Genomic DNA, 22187 nt, shown 5'->3' with positions numbered 1-22187 from the left:
ACAGTGAAGACCTTTCCGATAAGAAGGGAATCCTTAAGAAACATACTAACAGGATCAACGACTATGATAAAGCTTTTTTCAATTTAGTCGATTCCATAATTGTTAATGAAGACCAAAAAGGGGAAATCGTTGAAGCGATGCTAGAAAAAACAAAGAAATTTAAGAGTCACAATCAGAATTTGCTAGAAGACGTCGATCAGCAAATCAATAAAACCGTGACCAATTTGAACGAACAAGTGGAGGATATGAAGACACAGCTGCTGACGATAAAGTATAGGGACAATATTTGATTTTATATATATTCATTGGTATTAACTGACTGTAAGGTTGATGATGGAACAATAACAAAAGATGCTTGGTAAAAATGCTATTAGTTTTCCCATCGCCTATCCCACCACCCAAAATAAAAATTTTCACAAAACCTCTTGCCTGACTACATATTATTTGATACAGTGGAGATAATTAAATACTTTTCTTATTTCAAATTTTTTTGATTTAAGGATAGAGGCGCAAAAACCATTAGTACGCAATGCGAGGATCATGGGAAATCCAATGACTGTTGTGGAAAGGGGAATTTGCCGAAGCAGACAGGGTCTCATGCCCTGGAAGCTGGTTCTGCTATTGAATAAATACAGGACTGTCATATAGGTTAACTATATGGAGGGCTATCTTACGCAGAAATTTTAAATGTAACTACATTCTGCAGCAGCGAAGCCTTCGTTGCTGTTTTTTGCGTTTATGTCCGATTGCCCTGATCACCTCTATCATTTAAAAACATGACAAAGGGTGTGACGTAATGGATTTCGGTCAAGTATTAACAGCAATGGTAACATCATTTGAAGCGAATGGTGAGGTTGATTTGGAAGCAACAAGTATGTTAGTCGAGCATTTAATTGCCAATGGATCTGATGGATTAGTTGTCGCTGGAACAACTGGAGAATCGCCAACTTTGACAAAAGAGGAAAAGCTAAACCTCTTTACATGTGTGGTTAAAGCTGCTGGTGGCAGGGTTCCTGTTATAGCTGGAACCGGGTCAAACAACACATACGAATCGATCGCCTTAACCAAGGAAGCGGAAAAGGTCGGTGTCGATGGAATCATGCTTGTTGCGCCATATTATAATAAACCATCACAGGAAGGATTAGTCCAGCATTTTCAGGCGATTGCTCAAGAAACGACATTACCAATTATGCTGTACAATATTCCTGGACGCAGCGTTGTAAATATGTCAGTGGAAACTGTTGTAACGCTATCCAAGATTGATAATATTGTTGCGATCAAAGATGCAAGTGGTAATTTAAATGAAAGTGCAGCAATCATTCGCGAAACAGCGGATGATTTTAGCTTATATAGTGGTGACGATGGCATGACGTTACCAATTTTAGCTATTGGTGGAAAAGGGGTTGTTTCCGTTGCCTCACATATTATCGGGAATGAAATGCAGGAAATGGTCTATTATTATAGGCAGGGTTATGTCCAAAAATCCGCGGCCATGCACCGTGAACTTTTACCAATTATGAATGCCCTGTTCAGGGCACCGAGTCCGTCCCCTGTGAAAGCAGCTTTGAATTTGGCAGGTATACCGGTCGGTGGTGTTCGCTTGCCAATGGTACCGTTGAATGAGCAGGAAATGTACGAACTGCAGCAAGTTCTTCCGGTAAACGAAAGGAAAGCGATCGTATAAGCTGAAAATTTGTTAACCCTCGATTGGATTGCCAAGCGGGGGTTTTTGCTTAAAGCTGCCAATTGAAATTAAGTACCCTAGCAGACGGAAGTGTTGTTGGGGTTAGAAAAATAACGGTATCATTCTACTACAAACAACGGCAAAGCATGATAATATAAAGAGGAGCATACTTTTTTCTCTCTTTTCAATTCACATTTGGATTATAAAGAAAGGATGGGATCGAATGAAACACGCAGGCATTATCGGGGGATTAGGACCAGAATCGACAGTCGATTACTATCAATCATTTATAAAAAAATACCAGGAAAAGGTGAACAGCAAGCAAAAGCTTCCGGAGTTATTCATTAATAGTATTAATATGTATAACATTTTTCGCTTTATTTCAGAAGGGAAACTGGATGCCCTAGTTAATTATGTAGGAGAAGCCGCACAAAAACTGGAATCCATCGGCGCCGATTTCATTATCATTTCCGCAAACACGCCGCACATTGTGTTTGATCAGGTCCGGGAAAAAGTCGGTGTGCCCATGATCAGCATTGTTGAAGCTACATATGAAAAAGCAGAAGAACTAGGATTAAAACGATTGGGACTCTTAGGCACAAAATTCACCATGGAGAATGACTTTTTCAAGAAGCCTTTTATAACCGGAAAAAAGGATATTTTTGTACCGGATGAAGACGTACAGCAATACTTGCACCAAAAAATTGTGGATGAATTGGAAAACGGAATTGTTGATCCGCAAACGAAACAAGATTTTCTGAAGATTGTCCATGACATGGCCGAGAAAGAAAATCTGGATGGTCTTATTTTGGGATGTACAGAATTGCCGATGATTATAAACGAGGATGATACAGATTTGGCATTGTTGAATACGACTGAGATCCATGTTGATAAAATGATTGAGCAGCTTTTTTAAGTTGCTGAGTTATGAAAGGAAGAGGATCGATTGTTTGTTTCCACCTTTTTTTATTTTATCATTGCCCGTACGGATCCATAATCAGCATTCAGATAACTGCAAGGTGGATCTTGCTATCGATCCAGCAATGCACCTATCGCTCCAACATACGCACCTTTTTCTAAAAATATTGGGTTAAAATCCAGTATATCCTGGAAACTGGCTATGAGCTCTTTTAATGGTTGGTTACCATCCAATGTGCTACCGGTAAAGACAATATTTTTCAGCTGATGCGCAGCGGCAGTTTGTGTGGCAAGCAGTACCAATGTTTCGCCAATCATTCTAACTAAACTCGCTATATGATCGGCCGTGGCAGCGTCTTTATTCAAGTTTGCCTTACCAAAGTTACTTGCAGTTAGACTTCCTAGCAAGGGGGAAGGGCTTGGGGCATAGATGTCCCGAATTAACAAATCACTTTGGTGACTGTTTCCCTGTCCAGCCAGTTCATTTAATTCGTTAAAGTTTTCTTTTCCGGATATTAGTTTGCCTAACCCTATGAACGTACCACCACCGATCCCGGTCCCTAACAAGCGCTCATAGAAATCTGGCGTTACATAAAAAATGGAGGTTCCAGTTCCGATATGTACCTGAATGAACTGGTCAGGGGTGCTCTGTTTTTCCGTCTTTAATACATAACGGGTACCTGTAACCGTTGCCTGAAATTCATCAACCAATTTAATTTTCTGTTCTACAAGTGATTGTATTAATGCACTTTTCCCACCGGTCAATTTTAGGATGGCATCCGGGGATAGTATCTGCAGCCAATTTATACAGGCGAAAATTTCCTCGACTGGATATGTTTTTGTATGTAGTTTTCCTTTTTCCTCGTAACTAATTTTAACAAGTGATCCACCAGCATCGACTCCAATTGCATTCAATGGGATTCCCCCTTTCGTTAGGTAAGTTGTAAATATTATACCATATTGATCGTGTTACCCCAGTTGAAGAAAGCTGTTACTGATAAACCTAAAAATGGAGCCGTAAATAATCTAGAGGATATCGCTGAGGTTATTTTAGTGAATATACCGCAGAAGAGGAAGAGGAAATTGCCCGTTTTATTGAGGATTAAGAAGAACTTACCCTATTAAAAAAGGGAAGCTTACAAAAGCGCAGGAAGTCCATCCTCCTGCGCTTCAACCCTATGAGGATATCCATGATCCGCCATTAATATGAATAGCCTGTCCTGTCATATAAGAAGATTCATCCGCTGCCAGCATGACGTATGCCCAGGCGTGTTCAGATGGCTGACCAGGTCTCCCCATCAAACTATCTTGTCCAAAATTCTCGACCCCGTCCTCATCGAAGGAAGATGGAATCAATGGTGTCCATACCGGCCCGGGAGCGACAGTATTTGCGCGAATCCCTTTTTTGGCTAGGCTTTGTGCAATACTACGGGTAAACGCGGTAATGGCCCCTTTAGTCGCGGAATAATCCATGAAAATCGGGTTTCCACGATAAGCATTAATGGAGGAAGTGCTAATAATTGCATCCCCAGCTTTCATATGGCGGACGGCTGCTTTTGTCGTATAAAATTGTGAAAAGAAATTTACCCGGAAAACCTCTTCAAACTGCTCAGATGAAATATCAAGTAAATCCTCCCGTACATATTGAATCGCCGCATTGTTCACTAAAATGTTTAGCTTGCCAAATGCTTCTACTGTTTTTTCTACCAGTTTGCTACAATGGGCTTCCTCTTTAATATCACCAGGCAGCAGCAAGCATTGTACACCTTCCGCTTCTACCATTCTCTTTGTTTCTTCCGCATCTTCATGTTCATCCAGATAGGATATCGCTACATTTGCGCCTTCCTTGGCATATAAAATAGATACCGCACGGCCGATTCCGCTATCGCCGCCGGTAATTAATGCACTTTTTCCTTTGAGTTTCCCTGTACCCTGATAATCAGTCGGTTGTGCAGGTAGGGGCTCCATTTTCGCCTCAATACCAGGTTGTTTCAATTGTCTTTGCCTAGGAGTACTTCCCTTTTGCATTTCTCTTGGATCCATAAATGAAACTGCCTCCTTGATAGTTTTCGCTTAATTTAGACTCATTATAAGCATTACCGTTTTCAAGCATAAGAAAACATCATTTGCCAGTAGTGGAAAATTACTGGAGGGGTGGATTCAACCAAACAATGAAGTTGTTTTATTCAATACGTCGCATGCCATGAAGTGTTTGCCATGGAGGCGTAATCATACTCCAATTAGAGAGACCTATCGGAATTTTGTTCATGATATGGTAAAAGTTTAAGCGGTTGTCCCATACGTTACTGGAATAACGAATTTTCCGCAGAAAGGGATAAAAACGGTGTATGTTCTTCCATGAAACGAATGAACAATGACCAAAGTCAAACCAATATAGCGCTGCTTAATATCTATCGTTTTTTAAAGATCCTTCAGTTCAAAAGAGATCAAGTTACCAATCTGTACAAAAGTTCAAACAACTGCCTGATTTTCTTCAAGTATGGCCGGAACACGGATCTGGGATTGCTTGCGGTAAAGCGTTAGGTGCAGTCCCAATGTCCACCGTAAGCTATGAAAAGTTTAACATTATAAACTTTTACGGAAGCAAGAGAACCGTCCCCGTGGTTCCCCCTACCAAATGAATACGCTTCATTAAACCGTTTACAATAAAAAGTAATTATGTTAGTATACTTGTATACAAGTATACAGGGTTTAAAGAGGAGGTATTTGTCTTGAAAAATCACTATCCTGAAAAAAGGTTAACTACACGCTCAATTGGTGAACGGGTTGTTGCGGAACTAAGGATGCGAATTATCTCCAAAGATATCGCGGAAGGGACCATTTTATCAGAAAATCAAGTGGCTAAAGAATATCAGGTAAGCAGGTCACCAATCCGTGAAGCGTTTAAGGTATTAGAGAAAGAAGGTTTAATCAGGCTCCAACGAATGGGTGCTGTAGTAGTTGGTATTTCCGAACAAGACATTGATGAAATATACGATATAAGGTTGATGATAGAGTCATTTGTATTTGAACGGGTATTAACAAGAGATAATGAGAAACTAATCAATGAGTTAAACCAAATTATTGAGATGATGAAAGTTGCTATTCGCTATAAAGATGCAGATGAATTTTCGTTCAAAGATGTGGAATTTCATGAAACGATCGTCAAATCCATCCATCACAATTACATTTTGATGCTTTGGTCCAATTTAAGGCCAGTGATGGAATGTTTAATTTTATTATCTATGAGACACAGACTTAGTGAAAATGATAAGGATTTCAATCGGGTCATTCGAAACCATGAATTGATGGTTGAATCCATTGTGAAAAAGGATAAGAACCTGGCTCAACAGGCCTTTTTTAAGAACTTTAATGATGTTCAACATTACAGTAATGATAGTTTGTGGAATTTGAACAAGATATAAGCAAAGCAATGGGAGGAAATATTGTGGATAACAATAAATTTATGCTTGGTGTTGATATCGGTACAACAAGCACGAAAGCAGTTTTATTTCGGGAAACAGGGGAGATTATAGCACAAGAAAATAATGGGTATGACCTCTATACACCTGATATCTCCACCGCGGAGCAGGATCCGGAGGAAATTTTTCAAGCTGTCTTATTATCGATCGGTAATGTCATGAAAAGGTCACAGATTAATCCGAATGAGTTAACTTTTATAGCTTTTAGTAGCGCGATGCATAGCGTCATTGCAATCGATGAAAATGATAAGCCGCTAACGCGTTGTATAACGTGGGCAGATAATCGAAGTTCCCACTTTGCGAAGAAGATAAAAGGAGAACGTAATGGACATGCTATTTATTTGAAAACGGGTACACCAATCCATCCCATGTCACCTCTATGCAAAATAACTTGGATGGAACAGGAAAACCCAGAGATTGCCAAAAAGACGAAAAAGTATATTGGCATTAAAGAATATGTTTTTTATAAGCTTTTTAACGATTATGTCGTAGATTATTCCATTGCCTCTGCGATGGGGTTAATGAATCTTCAATCATTGCGATGGGATGAGGAAGCATTACAAGTAGCGGGAATATCAGAAAATAAATTATCCCGACTTGTCTCAACGAAGGAAGTCTTTACGGGTTGTCGGAAAGATTACGCAAACGAGATGAGGATTTTAGAAAGTACGCGCTTTGTTATTGGTGCAAGTGATGGTGTTTTATCCAATATCGGCGTAAATGCGATTAACAAAGGGGAAGTGGCCGTAACAATTGGGACAAGTGGTGCAATACGGACGGTTATTCCAAAGCCACAAACAGATCCAAAAGGTCGTATTTTTTGTTATGCATTAACAGAAGATCACTGGGTTATTGGTGGACCTGTTAACAATGGAGGTATCGTACTACGCTGGATTAGGGATGAACTTGCTGCAAGCGAAGTGGAAACAGCGAAACGGTTAGGAATGGATCCATATGAAGTACTAACCAGGATTGCCAGTGGCGTTGAGCCGGGTTCAAATGGATTGCTGTTTCATCCATTTTTAGCGGGTGAAAGGGCGCCTTTATGGAATGCAAATGTTCGCGGGTCCTTCATTGGGTTAACGTTAAATCATAAGAAAGAACATATGATAAGAGCGGCTCTTGAAGGCGTTATCTACAATTTATACACAGTGTTTTTGGCTTTGGTTGAAGTAATGGATACACCGGTAACTTCCATTAAAGCAACAGGTGGCTTTGCCAAATCCGAATTATGGCGGCAAATGATGGCCGATATTTTTGACCAAGAAGTCATTGTCCCAGAAAGCTATGAGTCATCTTGTTTAGGAGCTTGTTTATTAGGATTATATGCACTGGAAAAAATTGATTCGTTTGATGTTGTGAAGGATTTAATTGGCTCGACACATCGTCATCAACCAGATCCACAACATGAAAAAGCGTATAGAGAGGTTATGCCAATTTTCATTAGTATTTCTCGTTCGTTGCAAGTCGAATATGAAAAAATAGCGAATTACCAAGCAGAATAAAACTTACTAACTTAGAGAGATTGGGGAAACGAAAATGTCAATTATCGATAATTTAATTCCGCTGATTATTGTTGCATTAGCTGTCGTTTTATTACTAATTTTCATCATGAAATTAAATATAAATACCTTTATTTCGCTTATTATCGTTTCATTTCTAGTTGCCTTAGCATTAGGAATGCCCCTCGATAAAATTGTGGAATCGATTGAAGGTGGAATGGGTGGTACACTAGGGAGTATTGCATTGATTTTTGGTTTTGGTGCAATCCTGGGTAAATTAGTTGCTGACGCTGGTGGTGCACAACGTATTGCCATCACGCTAATCAATAGGTTTGGAGAGAAGTTCATCCAATGGGCAGTCGTTATTGCTTCCTTTATTATCGGGATTGCTTTATTTTTTGAAGTAGGACTTGTATTATTAATACCGATCATCTATCAAATAGCTAGACAATTAAAAATTTCTATCTTGTACCTGGGAATACCAATGGCTGCAGCATTATCGGTAACACATGGATTCTTGCCGCCCCATCCAGGTCCGACGGTAATTGCACAACAATTTGATGCAAATATTGGAATGGTGTTAATCTATGGGTTAATTATTGCGATTCCATCCGTTATTATCGCTGGTCCCTTATTCACGCTACTCGCCAAGAAACTTGTTCCGGGTGCTTTTGAAAAAACAGGAAGTATCGCTTCTTTAGGTGAAGTTAAAGCGTTTAAAATAGAAGAAACACCTGGTTTTGGAATCAGTGTTTTTACATCTTTATTTCCAGTAATCCTAATGGCGATTGCTACGATTATTAATTTATTACAAGATATTTGGGATATCTCAGGGAATCTATTCTTTGACATTATTCAATTGATTGGTGAGCCAACTACCGCATTATTAATTTCCATCATACTTGCTATTTACACAATGGGAATTGTCCGTAAAATACCAATGAAAGATATTGCGAAATCAACAGAAGAATCCATCCGTGCTATTGGGATGATGCTATTAATCATTGGTGGTGGCGGTGTATTTAAACAAGTACTAATTGATGGCGGTGTTGGTGATGCTGTTGCGAATTTATTTTCAAACAGCAGTATGTCCCCACTATTGCTGGCGTGGATTATCGCTGCTATTTTAAGAATTGCGTTAGGATCAGCAACTGTTTCCGCACTAACAACAGTTGGCCTTGTTATCCCGTTAATTGAAGGCACGGATGTTAATTTAGCGTTAATGGTATTAGCTACTGGTGCCGGTAGTTTAATTGCTTCACATGTGAATGATGCAGGATTCTGGATGTTTAAAGAATATTTCGGGTTAACGATGAAAGAAACATTCTCCACATGGACCTTGTTGGAATCCATTATTTCTGTAGTTGGTCTAGGGTTTGTACTGCTATTAAGTCTATTTGTATAAAGGAAGTGTCATAAATTGAAAAATACAATTGGTTTATTCGGTTTAGGTGTCATGGGTGGAAATCTTGCTAAAAATATGGTGAATAAAGGGGAACAAGTTGCAGTTTACAATTATACCCCCGACTTAACGGAAAAATTTATCAGCGAGTTTCCCAACGAACATGTAGAAGCTCATTATGAACTTGAAAATTTTGTTCAATCATTAGAACGTCCACGGAAAATATTTTTGATGGTAACGGCTGGTCCAGTAGTCGATTCAGTTATCCAATCTTTAATCCCTTTACTAGAGAAGGGGGATATTATCATGGATGGTGGAAATTCCAACTTTCAGGATTCTAACAGAAGATACCATGAGTTACGTAACACAGGAATTCACTTTATCAGCGTTGGCGTTTCTGGTGGCGAAGAAGGTGCTTTACATGGACCGGCATTAATGCCAAGTGGAGACTTTGAAGCATATGAACAGGTAGCTCCTATTTTAGAAAAAATTGCTGCCCAAGTTGATGGAAAACCGTGCTGCAGCTACCTTGGTTCTGAAGGATCTGGCCACTATGTAAAAATGGTTCATAATGGTATTGAATATGCTGACATGCAGCTCATTACAGAGGCATATGTATTTTTACGCGAAAAGCTTGGGCTTACGTTAAAAGAGCTGTCGGAAGTCTTTAAATCCTGGAATGAATCGGAATTAAAAAGCTATCTAATTGAAATTACGGGCAATATATTTGACCATGTTGACCCGGAAACAAACCTGCCAACAATTGATATTATCCTGGATAAAGCAGGGCAAAAAGGAACTGGTAAATGGACAAGCCAAAATGCTTTGGATATAGGTGTACCGTCATCCATCATTACTGAATCCGTATTTGCCAGGTATTTATCTGCAATAAAAGACGAAAGAGTTCACGCTGAGACAATATTATCCGGTCCACAAATAAATGATGAGGCATTATCAAAAGAAGAATGGATCAATCTTGTCAAAGAAGCACTATTTATGGGTAAAATTTGTACGTATGCACAAGGATTTTACCAATATAAACAAGCTTCCATTCAATATGGTTGGTCATTACACTTAGATGAGATCGCATTACTATTCAGAGGTGGTTGCATTATTCGGGCAGACTTCCTAAACATGATTAGTGACGTATTTAAGGAAGATCCTAATTTAACCAATCTTCTACTTGCGCCATATTTCCAAGAGAAGGCAACGAATTATCAATCATCTCTAAGAAAAGTAACCATCAAAGGGATGGAGAATGGTTTATCATTACCATGCTTTTGCGCAGCTCTATCTTTTTATGATGGGTATCGAACAGCTAAAAGTGGTGCAAATTTAATCCAGGCACAACGTGATTATTTTGGCGCACACACGTATGAACGTGTTGATAAGGAAGGGATTTTCCATACGAAATGGGAATAACAAAGGCGCAAGCGCCCGTTTAGCGGCGTATGTGCTGCGCCCTGCCAAGCAGGGTGGTTCGGTGTTGCCGCGCAAAGCGGCGGTTTTAACCGAACATTCCTACCGTAGGAGATAAAGGAAACATGCCCCTGCAAAAGGGGTATGCCGACGTTGGGCGCAAAGCCCGTTCTTAGTCGGCCTACCTTCTTACCCGAGTCGATGTTGACTTATCGTACGGAGGCGGGTGTTGCACACTAGCCGCTGGGCGCTGGAGCCGGACGTGGCTAATCTGGTTATTAAGTTATCCACAGCCGCAAAATTTTATAATTTCCTAGACGATAAGAAAAAGAGTAGAGATTCTCGGTGAATCTCTACTCTTTTTGTGTTAGCTAAGCGTTTCATGTCTTTTTCGGCGGCCCCACATTTTCGATTGATATCCGCGCTCCCGTGGCCGAAGCACCATACATAAATGGCTCAGCCTTATCTTGCATTAAGAAGCATTTTTCGCTTCACCCGCAGGCTGGTCTATAAACGAAAAATACGGCAATACGATCCCGATCAATGAGACAAGGCAAATGATCGTGCCGATGAAGATGAATAACGGCCTGATCCCCCATAATTCACTAAGCTGTCCGCCAGCGAGCACACCCAGGGGCATCATTCCTCTTATAATTAATAAGCGAACCGAGAAGACTTTTCCCATTAAATGGTTGGAGACGGTCTGCTGGCAAATAGTTGTATTATGAACATTAAAGAAAGCCATCACAATGCCAGCTATCACTTCAGTTGTGATAGCAAAGGTGATGGAAGCTGTGATCCCTAAATTGATATAGGTGAGGCCTCCTATTGCAAGTGCACCTAGCATCAGCATTCGTCTGCTTCGTTGGGTAATTTTCCCAACGAGCATTGTCCCGATAACATATCCTAATGGGAATCCAGCCATAAAATATCCGTACATCGCATAGTCTTCGTTCAGAACATCGGTTATGTACGGCAGGTTAATAACCATTGTAACCCCTACACCAAATTGCACAAATGCAAGAAAAATTCCTAACCAGACCATCATTTTTTGTCTGAAGAAAAAGTTCATTCCTTCCAAAAATTGTTCTGCCCAAGTTTTCCGTATTGCTTGTCCGCTTTTTTTCTCTTCAACAAAGATCAACAAACATCCACTAGCAAGAAGCAGCGCACAAACGAGGAAAAGCGTTATGCCGATACCGATGTAGCGAGTGACAATACCGGCTGCAACCGGGGCCATGAAAGTCATCAGTCGAACCATTCCATCTACATAAGCATTTGCTATACTCAACTGATGCTTTGGAATAATTGTTGGCAGGACTGCTTGATTGGCCGGTACATATAATGGCGTAATTAAGCCGACAATCAATTGTACAACATAGATATGCCAAGGAACTAAGTCACCGGTTATCAATGAAATGAGTGGGATGAGAAAAATGGCTCCTCGACTCCAGAGCGCAAAAATCATGATCCATTTCCTGCTCCATTTATCAATATAGGGGCCAATGAAAAGTTGCAGCACGAGCGAGGGCAGGAAGTATAATAACCACATACTGCCAAGCGCCATTGTTGAACCGGTCAATTCATAGATTAATAACGAATTGCAAAACGTACCAAAAGCTCCTCCTAATTCAGATATAGCGTTTCCGGTCAAGATAAAAAGAAAGGATTTATTTTTAAAAAGGCTCATTTCCGCACCGCTTTCTAATCGTTTTCATGTCTACTACTGCTGCAGGTAATAATCCAGTTCCTTTGTTAGGGAATCAATGGCTTTCTTTTTTAAGGCATATTTTGCATCCCTAATCTCTACTAGTTGTGCTGATCTCAACATTTTCAAATGATGATGAATAGTTGATTTGCCCATAGCTAATTTGTCTGTAAGTTCCTGAAGCGTATGACTGTTTTCAGACAGCATTTTAACAATCCTTAGTCTAACTTCATCACCCAATGCTTTGTGTTTTACGATTAAAGCGTGACTGGGCAAATAGGTGTCATTAGGAGCGATACTCTGATTTGCAACAGGATAGTAAAATATTTTGGTCCCTGCTATATCGGCAACAATATTCCAAGGACGGTAGATAACATGTGGAATAAGTAAAACGTTATAAACACTAGGTTCCGGGGCATATGTAATGCCAAACGTTGCCCATTCAACAAATTCCTCCGGATGCATTTTTTCTTTCATGTATTCCTTTGCTTCTGCATCTGTTTGCAATATCTTTTTAAGTTGATCCAATTCTTCTGTTATTACTTCCTTATACCACCCTGTCATGACGGCAATGAGATGGCTTTTCAACTGGTCTGTATCTGCGTGACTGATAAATGTAATGTAACGAGGGAAAAAGGAATTGTCGGCAGTTAGTTCTTTCAGCTGTTTAATAGCTTGCTGGTCTTTATTTGCGGCGCGCTCCCTTAAAACTTGATGTGCGTCTCCCAGGTATGGTAAACAGATAAATTTTAATGCTTCTGCAGAGAGCGTTTGGATGTATGATGTGAATGCTTCCAAGGTTGAAAAATCCTCTTGATGCAGTAATTGAAGCAGCGCTTTCCATGTGTTATTTTCTTCTACATAATCTAAATGGTTACGTAATGTTTCTGAAATGGTCTCCTTGACTTCTCTCCAATAACTAGCGGGCTTTTCCAATGAATCTAAGAGTGACGTATTGGTAATGGCTGCTATCCCTAATGAACATTCCCATAAAGGGGAGTATTTAATTTCAACTTGATACGTTTCTCGTTTTCTGCTTGTTGTATTAAAAATATCCATACTCAATCACCTCGCTAATTTTCTTATATTCTATACTATTAGAATATAAGGTTCAATAATTATTGAATATGAAATAGTCTCACGTATAATCTTTTTAATAAAAACGCTGGGCAAATCCTGATCAATGCCTGTTACTATCATAAATTTTTCATGCATATAATAACTGGTTTTTCAAAGACTAATCACAAAATGAGGGGGACGGCAGATGCATTTTCTCAAACTAATAAAAAAAGGGAATATTTCTTCCGGGCTCGCAGCAATTGGTAATGCAATTATTGCTGCGGCGAAGTTAATCGTCGCCACTATTAGTGGTAATGGTACGATGTTTGCAACAGGTATGCATTCATTGGCAGACACAGTGAATCAGGGGTTTGTCTTTTTTGGCAGTGTACTAGCGGAAATGAAACCGTCCAAGCGATTTCCAACCGGCTTCGGACGGGTTATTAATATTTTTTGTATGGTGGCTGTTATTGTTGTTACCGTTATGGCATATGAAACAATCAAATCCGGGTGGGAATCATTCCGGCATCCGGAACCGACGGGTGATTTTTGGCTGAACTTCGTTATCCTTATTGGAGCTATTATTATTGATGGCTATATTCTAATAAAATCAATGAAAGAAATCTCCCGTGAAGCAAGTGCAAATAAAAACGGGAATTTGCTGACATCAGCATTTAAAAATGCTTCCAAAGCTGCACCAGCAACAAGGCTTGTGTTTTATGAAGACCTAGTTGCTACAACCGGTGCGGCACTGGCGATAATTGGCATTGTTCTAGCACAGTATTTTGATATTTTGAAAGCAGATGGCATTATTTCAATGTTAATTGGTGTTCTGATGCTCTTCGTTGCTTTTCGTGTTGGGTATGACAATATGGTTGGGCTAATTGGGGTAGCTGCGCCAGCTGAGGTGGAGAACAAAATAGCCAAATTGCTGCTGGAGGAAGAATCGGTGGTGGATATTTATAACATGCGTGTTGTTCAGGAGGGACGGTCTTTCCATGTGGAAGCAACCGTTGAATTACAAAAGGGTTTTACTCTGGCAGAAGCTGATGATATTAAATTTCAGTTATCCGACAAGCTGCTTAGGAGACCAGAAGTGGCTGATGTCGTATTAGGAATTATAGAAGATAACGAAGAACAGTCGTGGGAGGTGTAATTCGGACCTGTCACTTCCTGAATTTTGTCAAACATTATTCGCGTAATGTGAACAGTCTCCTGGCACGATCCCACCATAGCTTCACCAGTGAATAATCGATCCACTTTAGGCAAAAACTAGTTGCAAATAAGGCCCTTTTTAGGAGGATTTCGAATGAGCCATCAACCGATCCATCTTACATCATCTGAAATAGCTTCCCTATGGACTGCATATATGAATGATAGTATGTCCGTATGCGTATTGCGTTTTATGTTAAAAGATTTGCAGGATGAGGAAATTAGGGAGCAGGTCCAATATGCCTATGACATTTCTGCAGGACATTTGGAAGAATTAACAGCCTTGTTTAGACAGGAAAAATATGCAATTCCGAATGGATTCACTGAACAGGATGTTAATATGGATGCCCCGTGGTTATTTTCCGATGTCTTTTGTTTAACTTATGTAAACCAAATGGCAAGGGTAGGGATGCTGGCCTACAGTGGCTTTTTAGCAATGAGTGCACGTTCTGATATTCGTATGTATTTTACAAATGCTTTATCGCAAACCGCAACACTTTATAATCAAACGACGGAAACGGCTATTGCAAAAGGGTTATATGCGCAACCACCATATATCGAATTACCCAAGGAATCTGACTATGTGAATAATAAAAAGTATTTAAAAGGATTAAACCCCTTCAGCACGAAACGGCCATTAAATGCAATAGAAATTTCTTATTTATACATGAATATCATGACAAATCATGTAGGTGTAAAGCTTAGTATCAGTTTTGCACAAACCTCTCCGACAAAAGAGGTTCGGGAATATATGCTGCGCGGGAATAAGATATCAGGTAAGCATATTAAAATTTTTGCGGACACCCTTTTGGAAAACAATATTCAAGCAGCACAACTACCTGATGTAGCCGTTAGTGATTCGAGTACGAAGACATTCTCCGATAAATTACTTATGTTTCATATGTCGTTGCTTGCTTCTTCTGGAATAGGAAATTATGCGACTGCTGCGGCTGCCAGTCAACGCAGTGATTTAGCGGTTAATTATGAACGGCTCTCATTCGAAATTGCCCAATATGCCAAAGACGGTGCTGATTTGATGATTAAACATGCCTGGCTGGAGCAGCCGCCGGGAGTTATAGACCGGGAGCAATTAGCAAAGCGAAAGGATCAAACATAATACGAAATGGAATAGTCCATAAAAAATGGAACGGTGTTTTACTTCCAATTGAAAATATAATACACACGTCATCTGGAACAATGGAACTGAAAGGGTGGAAATACATCTTTTCAGTTTTATTAGTTTTTGGAAGGGTAGTCTTTACGCAATGTAGAATACTATATAGGGAGGGGGAAAGTAAATGAAGGAAAATTTGATTGCTAAAATTCTGTTTATCATTGGAACTGCCATCATGGTTATTGGTTTTATTACGGGGCTAGCTGTCGGTAATATGAGTTACGATTATGATTTCGGAATCGGAGGCGGGATGGTATGGTCCATATTCTTTACCTACTTTTTCGCCGGTATTATATCCGGAATGTTGTTTATCGGTCTCTCTGAAATTATTAGGCTGCTGCACAGTATGAATCATGAAATTGGTTATAAAACACCTATGCCCGAGAAAGCTCCGGCAGATTCATCTCAAAATCAACCGCCAGACAAATGGGGAGTAAGTCAAACAGATAGAGAAAAAATTTATGATTTATATCAAAATGAGCGTATATTAGAAATTATTCCATCTAATATTGAAGGATATTGCCTGGTTAAAATGGCTGATGATAGTGGAAAGCAGTTTGTCCGGATTGTGGACATTGGTGGATTCGGGGCAACCGAAACGAACGAAACAGCCATTAAACAGCGTGTTATCGCGTGGTATAATGAGAAAGGAAATTAGTGGAAACTATTAATTGGATTAATGTGAAATCGATCGTGGAAACTGATCGAGAGGGCAGGAAAAACGATCGAGTGCACCTTGAAATCGATCAAGCCTTCTAAAAATTCGATCGAGAGGACGTGGGAATTGATCGACTTATCAAGGAACTCGATCTAACCACCTACGATCCAACGCAACAGTCACCGAAAGGGGTTGTCAGTTTGGGGAAACATGGAAGGAAAATGGGCTGGTTTGGCTGGACTTTTACTACTGTTATTCTAGTCGTATTGGCAGGTTCATTGCTATTCTTTTCAAATCTATTCCATTTAGATCTTACCGCATTTTTCGATCGTGACCAGCAAAAAACAGTGGCCAAGGAAGAGAAAGATAAGACAGACAATAACAAGGAAGCAAAAGCGAAGGAAACAGTAGATAAAGTGGAAGAAGTCCAAGATACTGTTGGACAATCTCATAAGGAAATCGGCAAATTCGTTTCGGACATGCATGACTTTTATAATGAAACGACAGGCTATGGTGCAATTAATTCACTGGATTGGGATGAACAAACAAAGCAGGCTGAGAAGGTTTCCGTGGGGATAGATGAGGAGATTACCAGCGTTAAAAGTGATGTGTTGAGAACGGATCTGGAACATATCAAACAGACTGCTGATACTGTTTTAAGCAAGAAAACAACGGACAGTGTACGGAATCTGCACCGTTTATTTCATGACCTTGATATCGCGCTCAATGACTATAATGGCTATGATAAAATTTGGGGCGTGACCGAGACGTTAAAGGCAGTACATAATTGATTAGCATTAGAAAGCTCGAAAGCGGCTTCATTCGTTTCGGCTTATAACAAACCAAGGTCAAGTACTTTTCTAATTTGCACTGTTACCCTATAATTGAGATACATGATATTAATTTGATAGGAGAGTTAGCATGGAAAAAACATTCATATTTGGACACAAAAATCCCGACACAGATACAATCACAGCTGCACTTGCATATGCGCATTTGAAAAATGAATTGGGGGCTGACGCAGAGCCTGTCCGTTTAGGTGAGGTTAATAAAGAAACACAATATGCCCTTGATTATTTTAACGTAAAAGCACCACGTTTAATTGAAACGGTTCCGGAAAATAGTGATGTTATTTTGGTCGATCACAATGAATTCCAGCAAAGTGTGAACAATATTAACAATGCGCGCATTGTGGAAGTTATTGACCATCACCGGGTGGCAAATTTTGAAACGAAAGAGCCATTATATTTCCGCGTGGAGCCTGTTGGCTGTACAGCAACGATTTTAAAGAAAATGTATCAGGAAAACGATGTAGCCATTACGAAGGAAATTGCTGGATTACTCGTTTCTGCGATTATTTCCGATTCGTTATTGTTGAAGTCACCAACATGTACGCAGGAAGATATCGATGCAGCACATGAGTTGGCGAAAATTGCTGGCGTTGATCTTGAAAAATATGGTTTGGACATGCTGCAGGCCGGGGCTGATCTGAGCGACAAAACAATGGCAGAACTTATCTCGATGGATGCCAAAGAATTTGACATGAACGGTTCAAAAGTAGAAATCGCTCAGGTTAACGCGGTTGACACAAGTGCTGTTTTAGCCCATCAGGCGGAACTGGAAAAGGAAATCAACCATACAATTGAGAGAAAAAATCTGGATTTATTCCTATTTGTTGTGACCGACATTATTAACAATGATTCGGATGCACTGGCACTTGGTAAAGCAAAAGATAATATAGAAAAGGCATTTGACGTTACTTTGGAAAACAACCGTGCACTTTTAAAAGGTGTCGTATCAAGGAAGAAGCAGATTGTGACAAGTTTGACGGAAACATTTTAATATAAGTAAGTGCCCCTCCTGCGATACAGGAAGGGCCTTTTTAAAGGTATAAATACTACGCTTAACACTAGTTTGGCGGCATAGTTAAGAGCTGTTCTGATTCATCTTTTCCATCTTATGCTGCGTATGCTTTGTTCCCCATTCATGCATGGCTTCCAAAATTGGTTCCAAGCTTCTGCCATATTCTGTAATGGAATACTCCACTTTGGGTGGGACCTGCGGGTAAACAACACGCTTTATGATGTCTTCATCCTCTAATTCCCGAAGCTGCTTTGTCAGCATCTTCTGCGTAATTCCAGGCATGCTGCGTTTTAGTTCACTAAAACGTTTGGTGCCTTCCTGCAATAGATGTAATAAAATAATCGGTTTCCATTTCCCAACTAAAATACTTAACGCATCCTCAACACGACATTCCTCCGGTGTTTTTTTCATTCTATCACTCCTGAGTATCCTTTTGTATACTATACCACAAAAAAGTGCGTACTTATGTTATTGGCTATTATACTCTATAATAACATTGTGAACGATTAATGGAAAAGCAGAAAACGTGCAATATAAAGTCGATAAATAGTATAGTAAGAAAGGTTGAATATAATAGATGGAAAAATACCGTATCGATCAACATAAAGGGCTGGAGTTTGGTATTTATACACTGGGTGATCACTTGTCTAATCCTGGAACAGGCGAGCGAATTTCAGCAGAGCAGCGTATTCATGAAATCATTGAATATGCGAAGCTGGCCGAACAGGCAGGGATTGACTTTTTTAGTGTTGGGGAGAGTCATCAGGAATATTTTGCAACCCAGGCACACGCTGTTGTTCTCTCCGCTATTGCCCAGGCAACCGAAACAATCAAACTTGGAAGCTCCTCTACGATTATCAGTACATCTGATCCAGTAAGGGTATACGAGAATTTCGCAACGATTGATTTAATTTCAAAAGGTCGTGCCGAGATCATTGCCGGTCGTGCATCCAGAGTAGGACTCTTTGAATTATTAGGTTATAATCTTCGTGATTATGAAGAATTGTTTGAGGAAAAATTTGATCTCTTGGTAAAAATTAATGAAGAGGAAGTTGTTAATTGGAATGGCGAATTTCGTGCACCATTAAATAATGCACAGGTACTTCCGCGTCCACAAAATGGCTCCATCCCGATCTGGCGTGCGGTCGGTGGCTCGCCTGCTAGTGCTATGAAAGCAGGCTATGCCGGAGTTGGGATGTTTATGGCTCATTTAGGCGGTCCGGCCACTGTTTTCAAACGAACAGTTGATGCGTATCGTGATGCTGCACGAAGCCGTGGCTTTGATCCAGCTGAACTGCCAGTAGCAACGGCCGGATTTTTCTATGCCGCTGAAACATCGCAGCAAGCGTTAAAGGAATTATATCCTCATATTAATGAAGGGATGAAGAAAACGAATGGACAAGGCTTTCCTAAGCAGCACTTTGCCCAAGGTGTGGATCCGCATAACATCATGAACATCGGCAGTCCGCAGCAAATTATTGAAAAGATCCTCTATCAGCATGAACTATTCGGTCATCAGCGTTATATCGCGCAAATTGATTTCGGTGGGATGCCTTTTAATAAGTTACGGAAAAATATTGAGATAATTGGTACGGAAATTTTACCTGCAATTAAAAAATATACAGCAAAAGACTAGGGGGAAAGACAAATGAAGCTTGTTGCATTATCTGGGTCAATCATTGGTTCCAAAACAAGAACAGCGATGGACTATTGCCTAAAAGCAGTCACTGAAAAATATCCAGAGATGCAAGTGACATTACTTGATTTGGCAGATTATAACGTCCAGTTTAGTGATGGCCGTAATTATTTGGAATATGAAGGGGACACAAAATATGTAGCAAAGAGAATCATGGAGGCGGATGCGGTTATTATCGGGACACCGATTTTTCAAGCTTCCATCCCAGCTACATTGAAGAATATATTTGATTTACTTCCGGAAAAGGCCTTTCGCGATAAAGTTGTCAGTATCCTGGTGACAGCAGGATCATCCAAGCATTATCTAATTGCTGAGCAGCAATTAAAACCAATTCTATCCTATATGAAAGCACAATTAGTGCAGACATATGTATTTATCGAGGAAAAGGATTTTTACCGGAAAGAAATTACCAATGATGATATATTGTTCCGGATTCATCGTTTGGTTGAGGATACTGTCGTATTAGCGGAAACGTATATAAACATTCGGGAATCGAAGGAAGCAGAATATGGTTTTTGACTTAGGATATAGAAAAAGGTATAATTTCTCAAATTTGAGGAATTATACCTTTTTATTTTCAGTGCTTGTTGCTTAGAGGTTATGCTAAGTCGATTTAGGCTTCAATGATCCGTTTCATTGCCTTTATCTGACCCAGATGCTCTGCTTCGTGATGAATAGATAAATCATATAAATCCCCATACGTTTTAAAATCTCCAAATGGCAGCGTGAACGTTAATTCCGTCTGCATATATTCATCAGAAAGCTCGTTGAGTCGGGTTAACTGTTCTTCCAGATAACTAATGATTTCTTGTAAAGCAGGTACTTCCTCAGGCCAATCAGCCGGTTTGGTTCCCGATTTAAAAAAGTCGTTATAGGATTCGGGAATATTTGTTGATTGCTTTGGATAGCCAAAAAGAAAGCTTTCCGTAGTAACAAGCACATGACCAACATGCCAATGCAACGTATTGCGAAAACCTTTAGGCTGTACAGCAATGATGTTTTCATCCAGTTTTCTGACAAACTTTAGAAATGAACTTCTTGTGAAATCGTATCGTGACATTTTATCGACTCCTTGTAAAATAGCTTCTTTATTAACTATAGAATTACAAGGATCAAATGTAAACTATTGTGTTTCATCACTGGAGGAAACGTAAGATGGTAGATGCGGGGTGGGAATTGCAGTAGTTAAGTACTAATATCAACAGAAAAGGACGAAATATCAACAGTGAAAAATGCAATATCAACAGGAAACAACAGAATATCGACAGTAAAACATGCAATATCAACAGGAAATCCCAGAATATCGACAGCAAAATACGAAACATCAACGGGATCGGGGCAATACATCATCCTAAATATTAGGCACACAAAAAGCTCTCCCCGAAATCGGGGAGAGCTTTTCTGTAACATTACTTACGCTTTTTCAACGTTAGCAGCTTGTGGTCCGCGGTTGCCTTCTTCGATATCGAAGCGAACTGCTTGACCTTCTTCTAAAGTTTTGAATCCTTCACCTTGAATAGCAGAGAAGTGTACGAATACGTCATCTCCACCTTCTACTTCGATGAAACCGAAACCTTTGTCTGCGTTAAACCATTTTACTGTACCGTTATTCATTCTTTTTCCTCCAAGTGCTCGTTTGCACGTTATTACTATTCTTGCTCTTACATATTCAGGGTAATAGCCTTACATATTCCGAACGCCAATAGTTGATCTTATTATACCACGAAAACTTTAAAAGATACAGGAAATTTTTAAAAACTTCTTCCCATTGTGTATAATAGGGGTTATTCACCCGAAGAAGTGGAGGAAAAAGTATGTGGAAAGATTTTAAAGCCTTTATTGCGCAAGGAAATGTCATGGAACTGGCTGTTGCGGTCGTGATGGGGGCAGCGTTTGGAAAAATTGTTTCATCCTTGGTTGATAACATTATTATGCCATTGGTTGGAATTTTATTAAATGGTATCGATTTTTCCAACCTAAAGCTTAAAGTTGGTGAGGCAAAGATATTGTACGGTGAATTTATCCAATCCATTGTTGACTTCTTCATTATTGCCCTAGCTATTTTTCTGTTTATCCGATTGTTATCGAAATTCAAACGTAAGAAGAATGAGGAAGTTGACGAAGAACCGGCAATTGATCAGAAGGAGGAGCTGCTTAAAGAGATACGCGATCTATTGAAGGAAAATAGCAATTAATAACGAAAAACAGGTCCCTATTGTTTTAATTATTTAAAATGAGTAGGGTCCTGTTTCATTCAGCCTCCGCCCCCAGCGACTGGTGGTAACACCCGTCTCCTTATAACAAGTTAACATGCTCAAGTTTCGGAGTAAAAAAATCCGTTCAAACCCATATCAAATCAGGGTTTACTATCAAAAACAAATCAAAAAAATACAAAAAACACCCTATTCTT

Annotated in this window: 23 protein-coding genes and 1 riboswitch; of the genes, 15 read left to right on the top strand and 8 right to left on the bottom strand. The window is 39.7% G+C overall.

All coding sequences use genetic code 11. The features are described from left to right. From IEX12_RS20795 to IEX12_RS20785, 3 genes are all read left to right on the top strand, one after another. Positions 1-290, top strand: a 290-nt coding sequence (locus tag IEX12_RS20795) for a hypothetical protein (protein ID WP_188725825.1), incomplete at its 5' end; no start/stop codon positions are given. Between the two features lie 204 nt (positions 291-494). Beyond that, positions 495-676: riboswitch (Lysine riboswitch) on the top strand. Positions 677-796: 120 nt separating this feature from the next. After that, positions 797-1684, top strand: a complete 888-nt coding sequence (dapA, locus tag IEX12_RS20790; protein ID WP_088049478.1) for a 4-hydroxy-tetrahydrodipicolinate synthase — start codon at positions 797-799, stop codon at positions 1682-1684. Between the two features lie 223 nt (positions 1685-1907). Further along, entirely contained in the window at positions 1908-2600 is a 693-nt protein-coding gene (locus tag IEX12_RS20785) for an aspartate/glutamate racemase family protein (RefSeq protein ID WP_088049479.1), read from the top strand. A gap of 113 nt (positions 2601-2713) precedes the next feature. Here the strand turns inward: IEX12_RS20785 and coaW are convergent, their stop codons facing one another. Both coaW and IEX12_RS20775 read right to left on the bottom strand, forming a co-directional pair. Then, positions 2714-3517, bottom strand: coding sequence for a type II pantothenate kinase (gene coaW / locus IEX12_RS20780; protein WP_159457744.1), 804 nt, complete (start codon positions 3515-3517; stop codon positions 2714-2716). A gap of 261 nt (positions 3518-3778) precedes the next feature. Then, the gene (locus IEX12_RS20775; protein ID WP_088049481.1) at positions 3779-4645 is read right to left on the bottom strand and encodes an SDR family oxidoreductase; all 867 of its coding nucleotides are present in this window, start codon (positions 4643-4645) and stop codon (positions 3779-3781) included. Positions 4646-5334: 689 nt separating this feature from the next. Here IEX12_RS20775 and IEX12_RS20770 point away from each other — a divergent pair. The 4 genes from IEX12_RS20770 to gnd are packed head-to-tail and all read left to right on the top strand — an operon-like array spanning position 5335 to position 10410. Continuing rightward, complete coding sequence (locus tag IEX12_RS20770) at positions 5335-6027, top strand: GntR family transcriptional regulator (RefSeq protein WP_088049482.1); 693 nt, start codon at positions 5335-5337, stop codon at positions 6025-6027. 41 nt (positions 6028-6068) lie between these two features. After that, positions 6069-7589, top strand: coding sequence for a gluconokinase (gene gntK / locus IEX12_RS20765; RefSeq protein WP_371871396.1), 1521 nt, complete (start codon positions 6069-6071; stop codon positions 7587-7589). 55 nt (positions 7590-7644) lie between these two features. Next, positions 7645-8991, top strand: coding sequence for a GntP family permease (locus IEX12_RS20760; RefSeq protein ID WP_188725826.1), 1347 nt, complete (start codon positions 7645-7647; stop codon positions 8989-8991). Positions 8992-9006: 15 nt separating this feature from the next. Further along, the gene (gene gnd, locus IEX12_RS20755; RefSeq protein WP_188725824.1) at positions 9007-10410 is read left to right on the top strand and encodes a decarboxylating NADP(+)-dependent phosphogluconate dehydrogenase; all 1404 of its coding nucleotides are present in this window, start codon (positions 9007-9009) and stop codon (positions 10408-10410) included. 469 nt (positions 10411-10879) lie between these two features. Here gnd and IEX12_RS20750 read toward each other — a convergent pair whose 3' ends face one another. Beyond that, complete coding sequence (locus tag IEX12_RS20750; RefSeq protein ID WP_188725823.1) at positions 10880-12097, bottom strand: MFS transporter; 1218 nt, start codon at positions 12095-12097, stop codon at positions 10880-10882. Positions 12098-12130: 33 nt separating this feature from the next. Next, positions 12131-13174, bottom strand: a complete 1044-nt coding sequence (locus tag IEX12_RS20745) for an ArsR/SmtB family transcription factor (protein ID WP_088049485.1) — start codon at positions 13172-13174, stop codon at positions 12131-12133. Between the two features lie 205 nt (positions 13175-13379). Between IEX12_RS20745 and IEX12_RS20740 the strand changes: the two genes are divergently transcribed. From IEX12_RS20740 to IEX12_RS20720, 5 genes are all read left to right on the top strand, one after another. Then, positions 13380-14330 carry a cation diffusion facilitator family transporter gene (locus IEX12_RS20740; RefSeq protein ID WP_102415616.1) on the top strand — a complete coding sequence of 317 codons (951 nt, stop codon included), beginning with the start codon at positions 13380-13382 and terminating at the stop codon, positions 14328-14330. A 153-nt stretch (positions 14331-14483) separates the two neighbouring features. Continuing rightward, positions 14484-15503: a DUF3231 family protein gene (locus tag IEX12_RS20735; protein ID WP_188725822.1), complete on the top strand. Its 1020-nt coding sequence runs from the start codon at positions 14484-14486 to the stop codon at positions 15501-15503. Between the two features lie 181 nt (positions 15504-15684). After that, a complete protein-coding gene (locus IEX12_RS20730; RefSeq protein WP_102415615.1) occupies positions 15685-16218 on the top strand; it encodes a hypothetical protein in 534 nt (177 codons plus the stop codon). Between the two features lie 200 nt (positions 16219-16418). Further along, complete coding sequence (locus tag IEX12_RS20725) at positions 16419-17009, top strand: hypothetical protein (RefSeq protein ID WP_250889727.1); 591 nt, start codon at positions 16419-16421, stop codon at positions 17007-17009. A gap of 130 nt (positions 17010-17139) precedes the next feature. Then, positions 17140-18060 carry a manganese-dependent inorganic pyrophosphatase gene (locus IEX12_RS20720; RefSeq protein WP_088049489.1) on the top strand — a complete coding sequence of 307 codons (921 nt, stop codon included), beginning with the start codon at positions 17140-17142 and terminating at the stop codon, positions 18058-18060. An 84-nt stretch (positions 18061-18144) separates the two neighbouring features. Here the strand turns inward: IEX12_RS20720 and IEX12_RS20715 are convergent, their stop codons facing one another. Next, on the bottom strand, positions 18145-18492 hold the full coding sequence (locus IEX12_RS20715; protein WP_088049490.1) for a winged helix-turn-helix transcriptional regulator: 348 nt from the start codon (positions 18490-18492) through the stop codon (positions 18145-18147). 166 nt (positions 18493-18658) lie between these two features. Between IEX12_RS20715 and IEX12_RS20710 the strand changes: the two genes are divergently transcribed. Together IEX12_RS20710 and IEX12_RS20705 are read left to right on the top strand one after the other, a co-directional pair. Continuing rightward, on the top strand, positions 18659-19717 hold the full coding sequence (locus IEX12_RS20710; protein ID WP_088049491.1) for an LLM class flavin-dependent oxidoreductase: 1059 nt from the start codon (positions 18659-18661) through the stop codon (positions 19715-19717). A gap of 12 nt (positions 19718-19729) precedes the next feature. Continuing rightward, positions 19730-20296, top strand: coding sequence for an NADPH-dependent FMN reductase (locus IEX12_RS20705; protein WP_088049492.1), 567 nt, complete (start codon positions 19730-19732; stop codon positions 20294-20296). 94 nt (positions 20297-20390) lie between these two features. On the opposite strand, the gene IEX12_RS20700 is transcribed toward IEX12_RS20705, so the two are convergent. From IEX12_RS20700 to IEX12_RS20690, 3 genes are all read right to left on the bottom strand, one after another. Then, positions 20391-20837: a DinB family protein gene (locus IEX12_RS20700; protein ID WP_102415614.1), complete on the bottom strand. Its 447-nt coding sequence runs from the start codon at positions 20835-20837 to the stop codon at positions 20391-20393. Positions 20838-20962: 125 nt separating this feature from the next. Continuing rightward, the gene (locus IEX12_RS20695; RefSeq protein ID WP_140392709.1) at positions 20963-21145 is read right to left on the bottom strand and encodes a hypothetical protein; all 183 of its coding nucleotides are present in this window, start codon (positions 21143-21145) and stop codon (positions 20963-20965) included. 45 nt (positions 21146-21190) lie between these two features. Then, entirely contained in the window at positions 21191-21391 is a 201-nt protein-coding gene (locus IEX12_RS20690) for a cold-shock protein (RefSeq protein WP_088049494.1), read from the bottom strand. A 200-nt stretch (positions 21392-21591) separates the two neighbouring features. On the opposite strand from IEX12_RS20690, the gene mscL reads away from it, so the two are divergent. Next, positions 21592-21972 carry a large conductance mechanosensitive channel protein MscL gene (gene mscL, locus IEX12_RS20685; protein ID WP_088049495.1) on the top strand — a complete coding sequence of 127 codons (381 nt, stop codon included), beginning with the start codon at positions 21592-21594 and terminating at the stop codon, positions 21970-21972. The last annotated feature ends 215 nt before the right edge of the window (positions 21973-22187 follow it).

This window comes from Lentibacillus populi (assembly GCA_014642895.1).
In the GTDB taxonomy this organism is placed as follows: Bacteria; Bacillota; Bacilli; order Bacillales; family Amphibacillaceae; genus Lentibacillus_C; species Lentibacillus_C populi.
This window is presented reverse-complemented; position numbering and strand designations above follow the sequence as displayed.

Excerpts from the sequence above, each read along its gene's own strand:
- IEX12_RS20705 (WP_088049492.1), top strand. The coding sequence starts at position 19,730 with ATGAAGCTTGTTGCATTATCTGGGTCAATCATTGGTTCCAAAACAAGA.
- IEX12_RS20775 (WP_088049481.1), bottom strand. The coding sequence starts at position 4,645 with ATGGATCCAAGAGAAATGCAAAAGGGAAGTACTCCTAGGCAAAGACAA.
- gntK (WP_371871396.1), top strand. The coding sequence starts at position 6,069 with ATGCTTGGTGTTGATATCGGTACAACAAGCACGAAAGCAGTTTTATTT.
- mscL (WP_088049495.1), top strand. The coding sequence starts at position 21,592 with ATGTGGAAAGATTTTAAAGCCTTTATTGCGCAAGGAAATGTCATGGAA.
- IEX12_RS20785 (WP_088049479.1), top strand. The coding sequence starts at position 1,908 with ATGAAACACGCAGGCATTATCGGGGGATTAGGACCAGAATCGACAGTC.
- dapA (WP_088049478.1), top strand. The coding sequence starts at position 797 with ATGGATTTCGGTCAAGTATTAACAGCAATGGTAACATCATTTGAAGCG.
- IEX12_RS20750 (WP_188725823.1), bottom strand. The coding sequence starts at position 12,097 with ATGAGCCTTTTTAAAAATAAATCCTTTCTTTTTATCTTGACCGGAAAC.
- IEX12_RS20730 (WP_102415615.1), top strand. The coding sequence starts at position 15,685 with ATGAAGGAAAATTTGATTGCTAAAATTCTGTTTATCATTGGAACTGCC.
- IEX12_RS20740 (WP_102415616.1), top strand. The coding sequence starts at position 13,380 with ATGCATTTTCTCAAACTAATAAAAAAAGGGAATATTTCTTCCGGGCTC.
- IEX12_RS20735 (WP_188725822.1), top strand. The coding sequence starts at position 14,484 with ATGAGCCATCAACCGATCCATCTTACATCATCTGAAATAGCTTCCCTA.
- IEX12_RS20690 (WP_088049494.1), bottom strand. The coding sequence starts at position 21,391 with ATGAATAACGGTACAGTAAAATGGTTTAACGCAGACAAAGGTTTCGGT.
- IEX12_RS20700 (WP_102415614.1), bottom strand. The coding sequence starts at position 20,837 with ATGTCACGATACGATTTCACAAGAAGTTCATTTCTAAAGTTTGTCAGA.
- IEX12_RS20715 (WP_088049490.1), bottom strand. The coding sequence starts at position 18,492 with ATGAAAAAAACACCGGAGGAATGTCGTGTTGAGGATGCGTTAAGTATT.
- IEX12_RS20720 (WP_088049489.1), top strand. The coding sequence starts at position 17,140 with ATGGAAAAAACATTCATATTTGGACACAAAAATCCCGACACAGATACA.
- IEX12_RS20710 (WP_088049491.1), top strand. The coding sequence starts at position 18,659 with ATGGAAAAATACCGTATCGATCAACATAAAGGGCTGGAGTTTGGTATT.
- IEX12_RS20745 (WP_088049485.1), bottom strand. The coding sequence starts at position 13,174 with ATGGATATTTTTAATACAACAAGCAGAAAACGAGAAACGTATCAAGTT.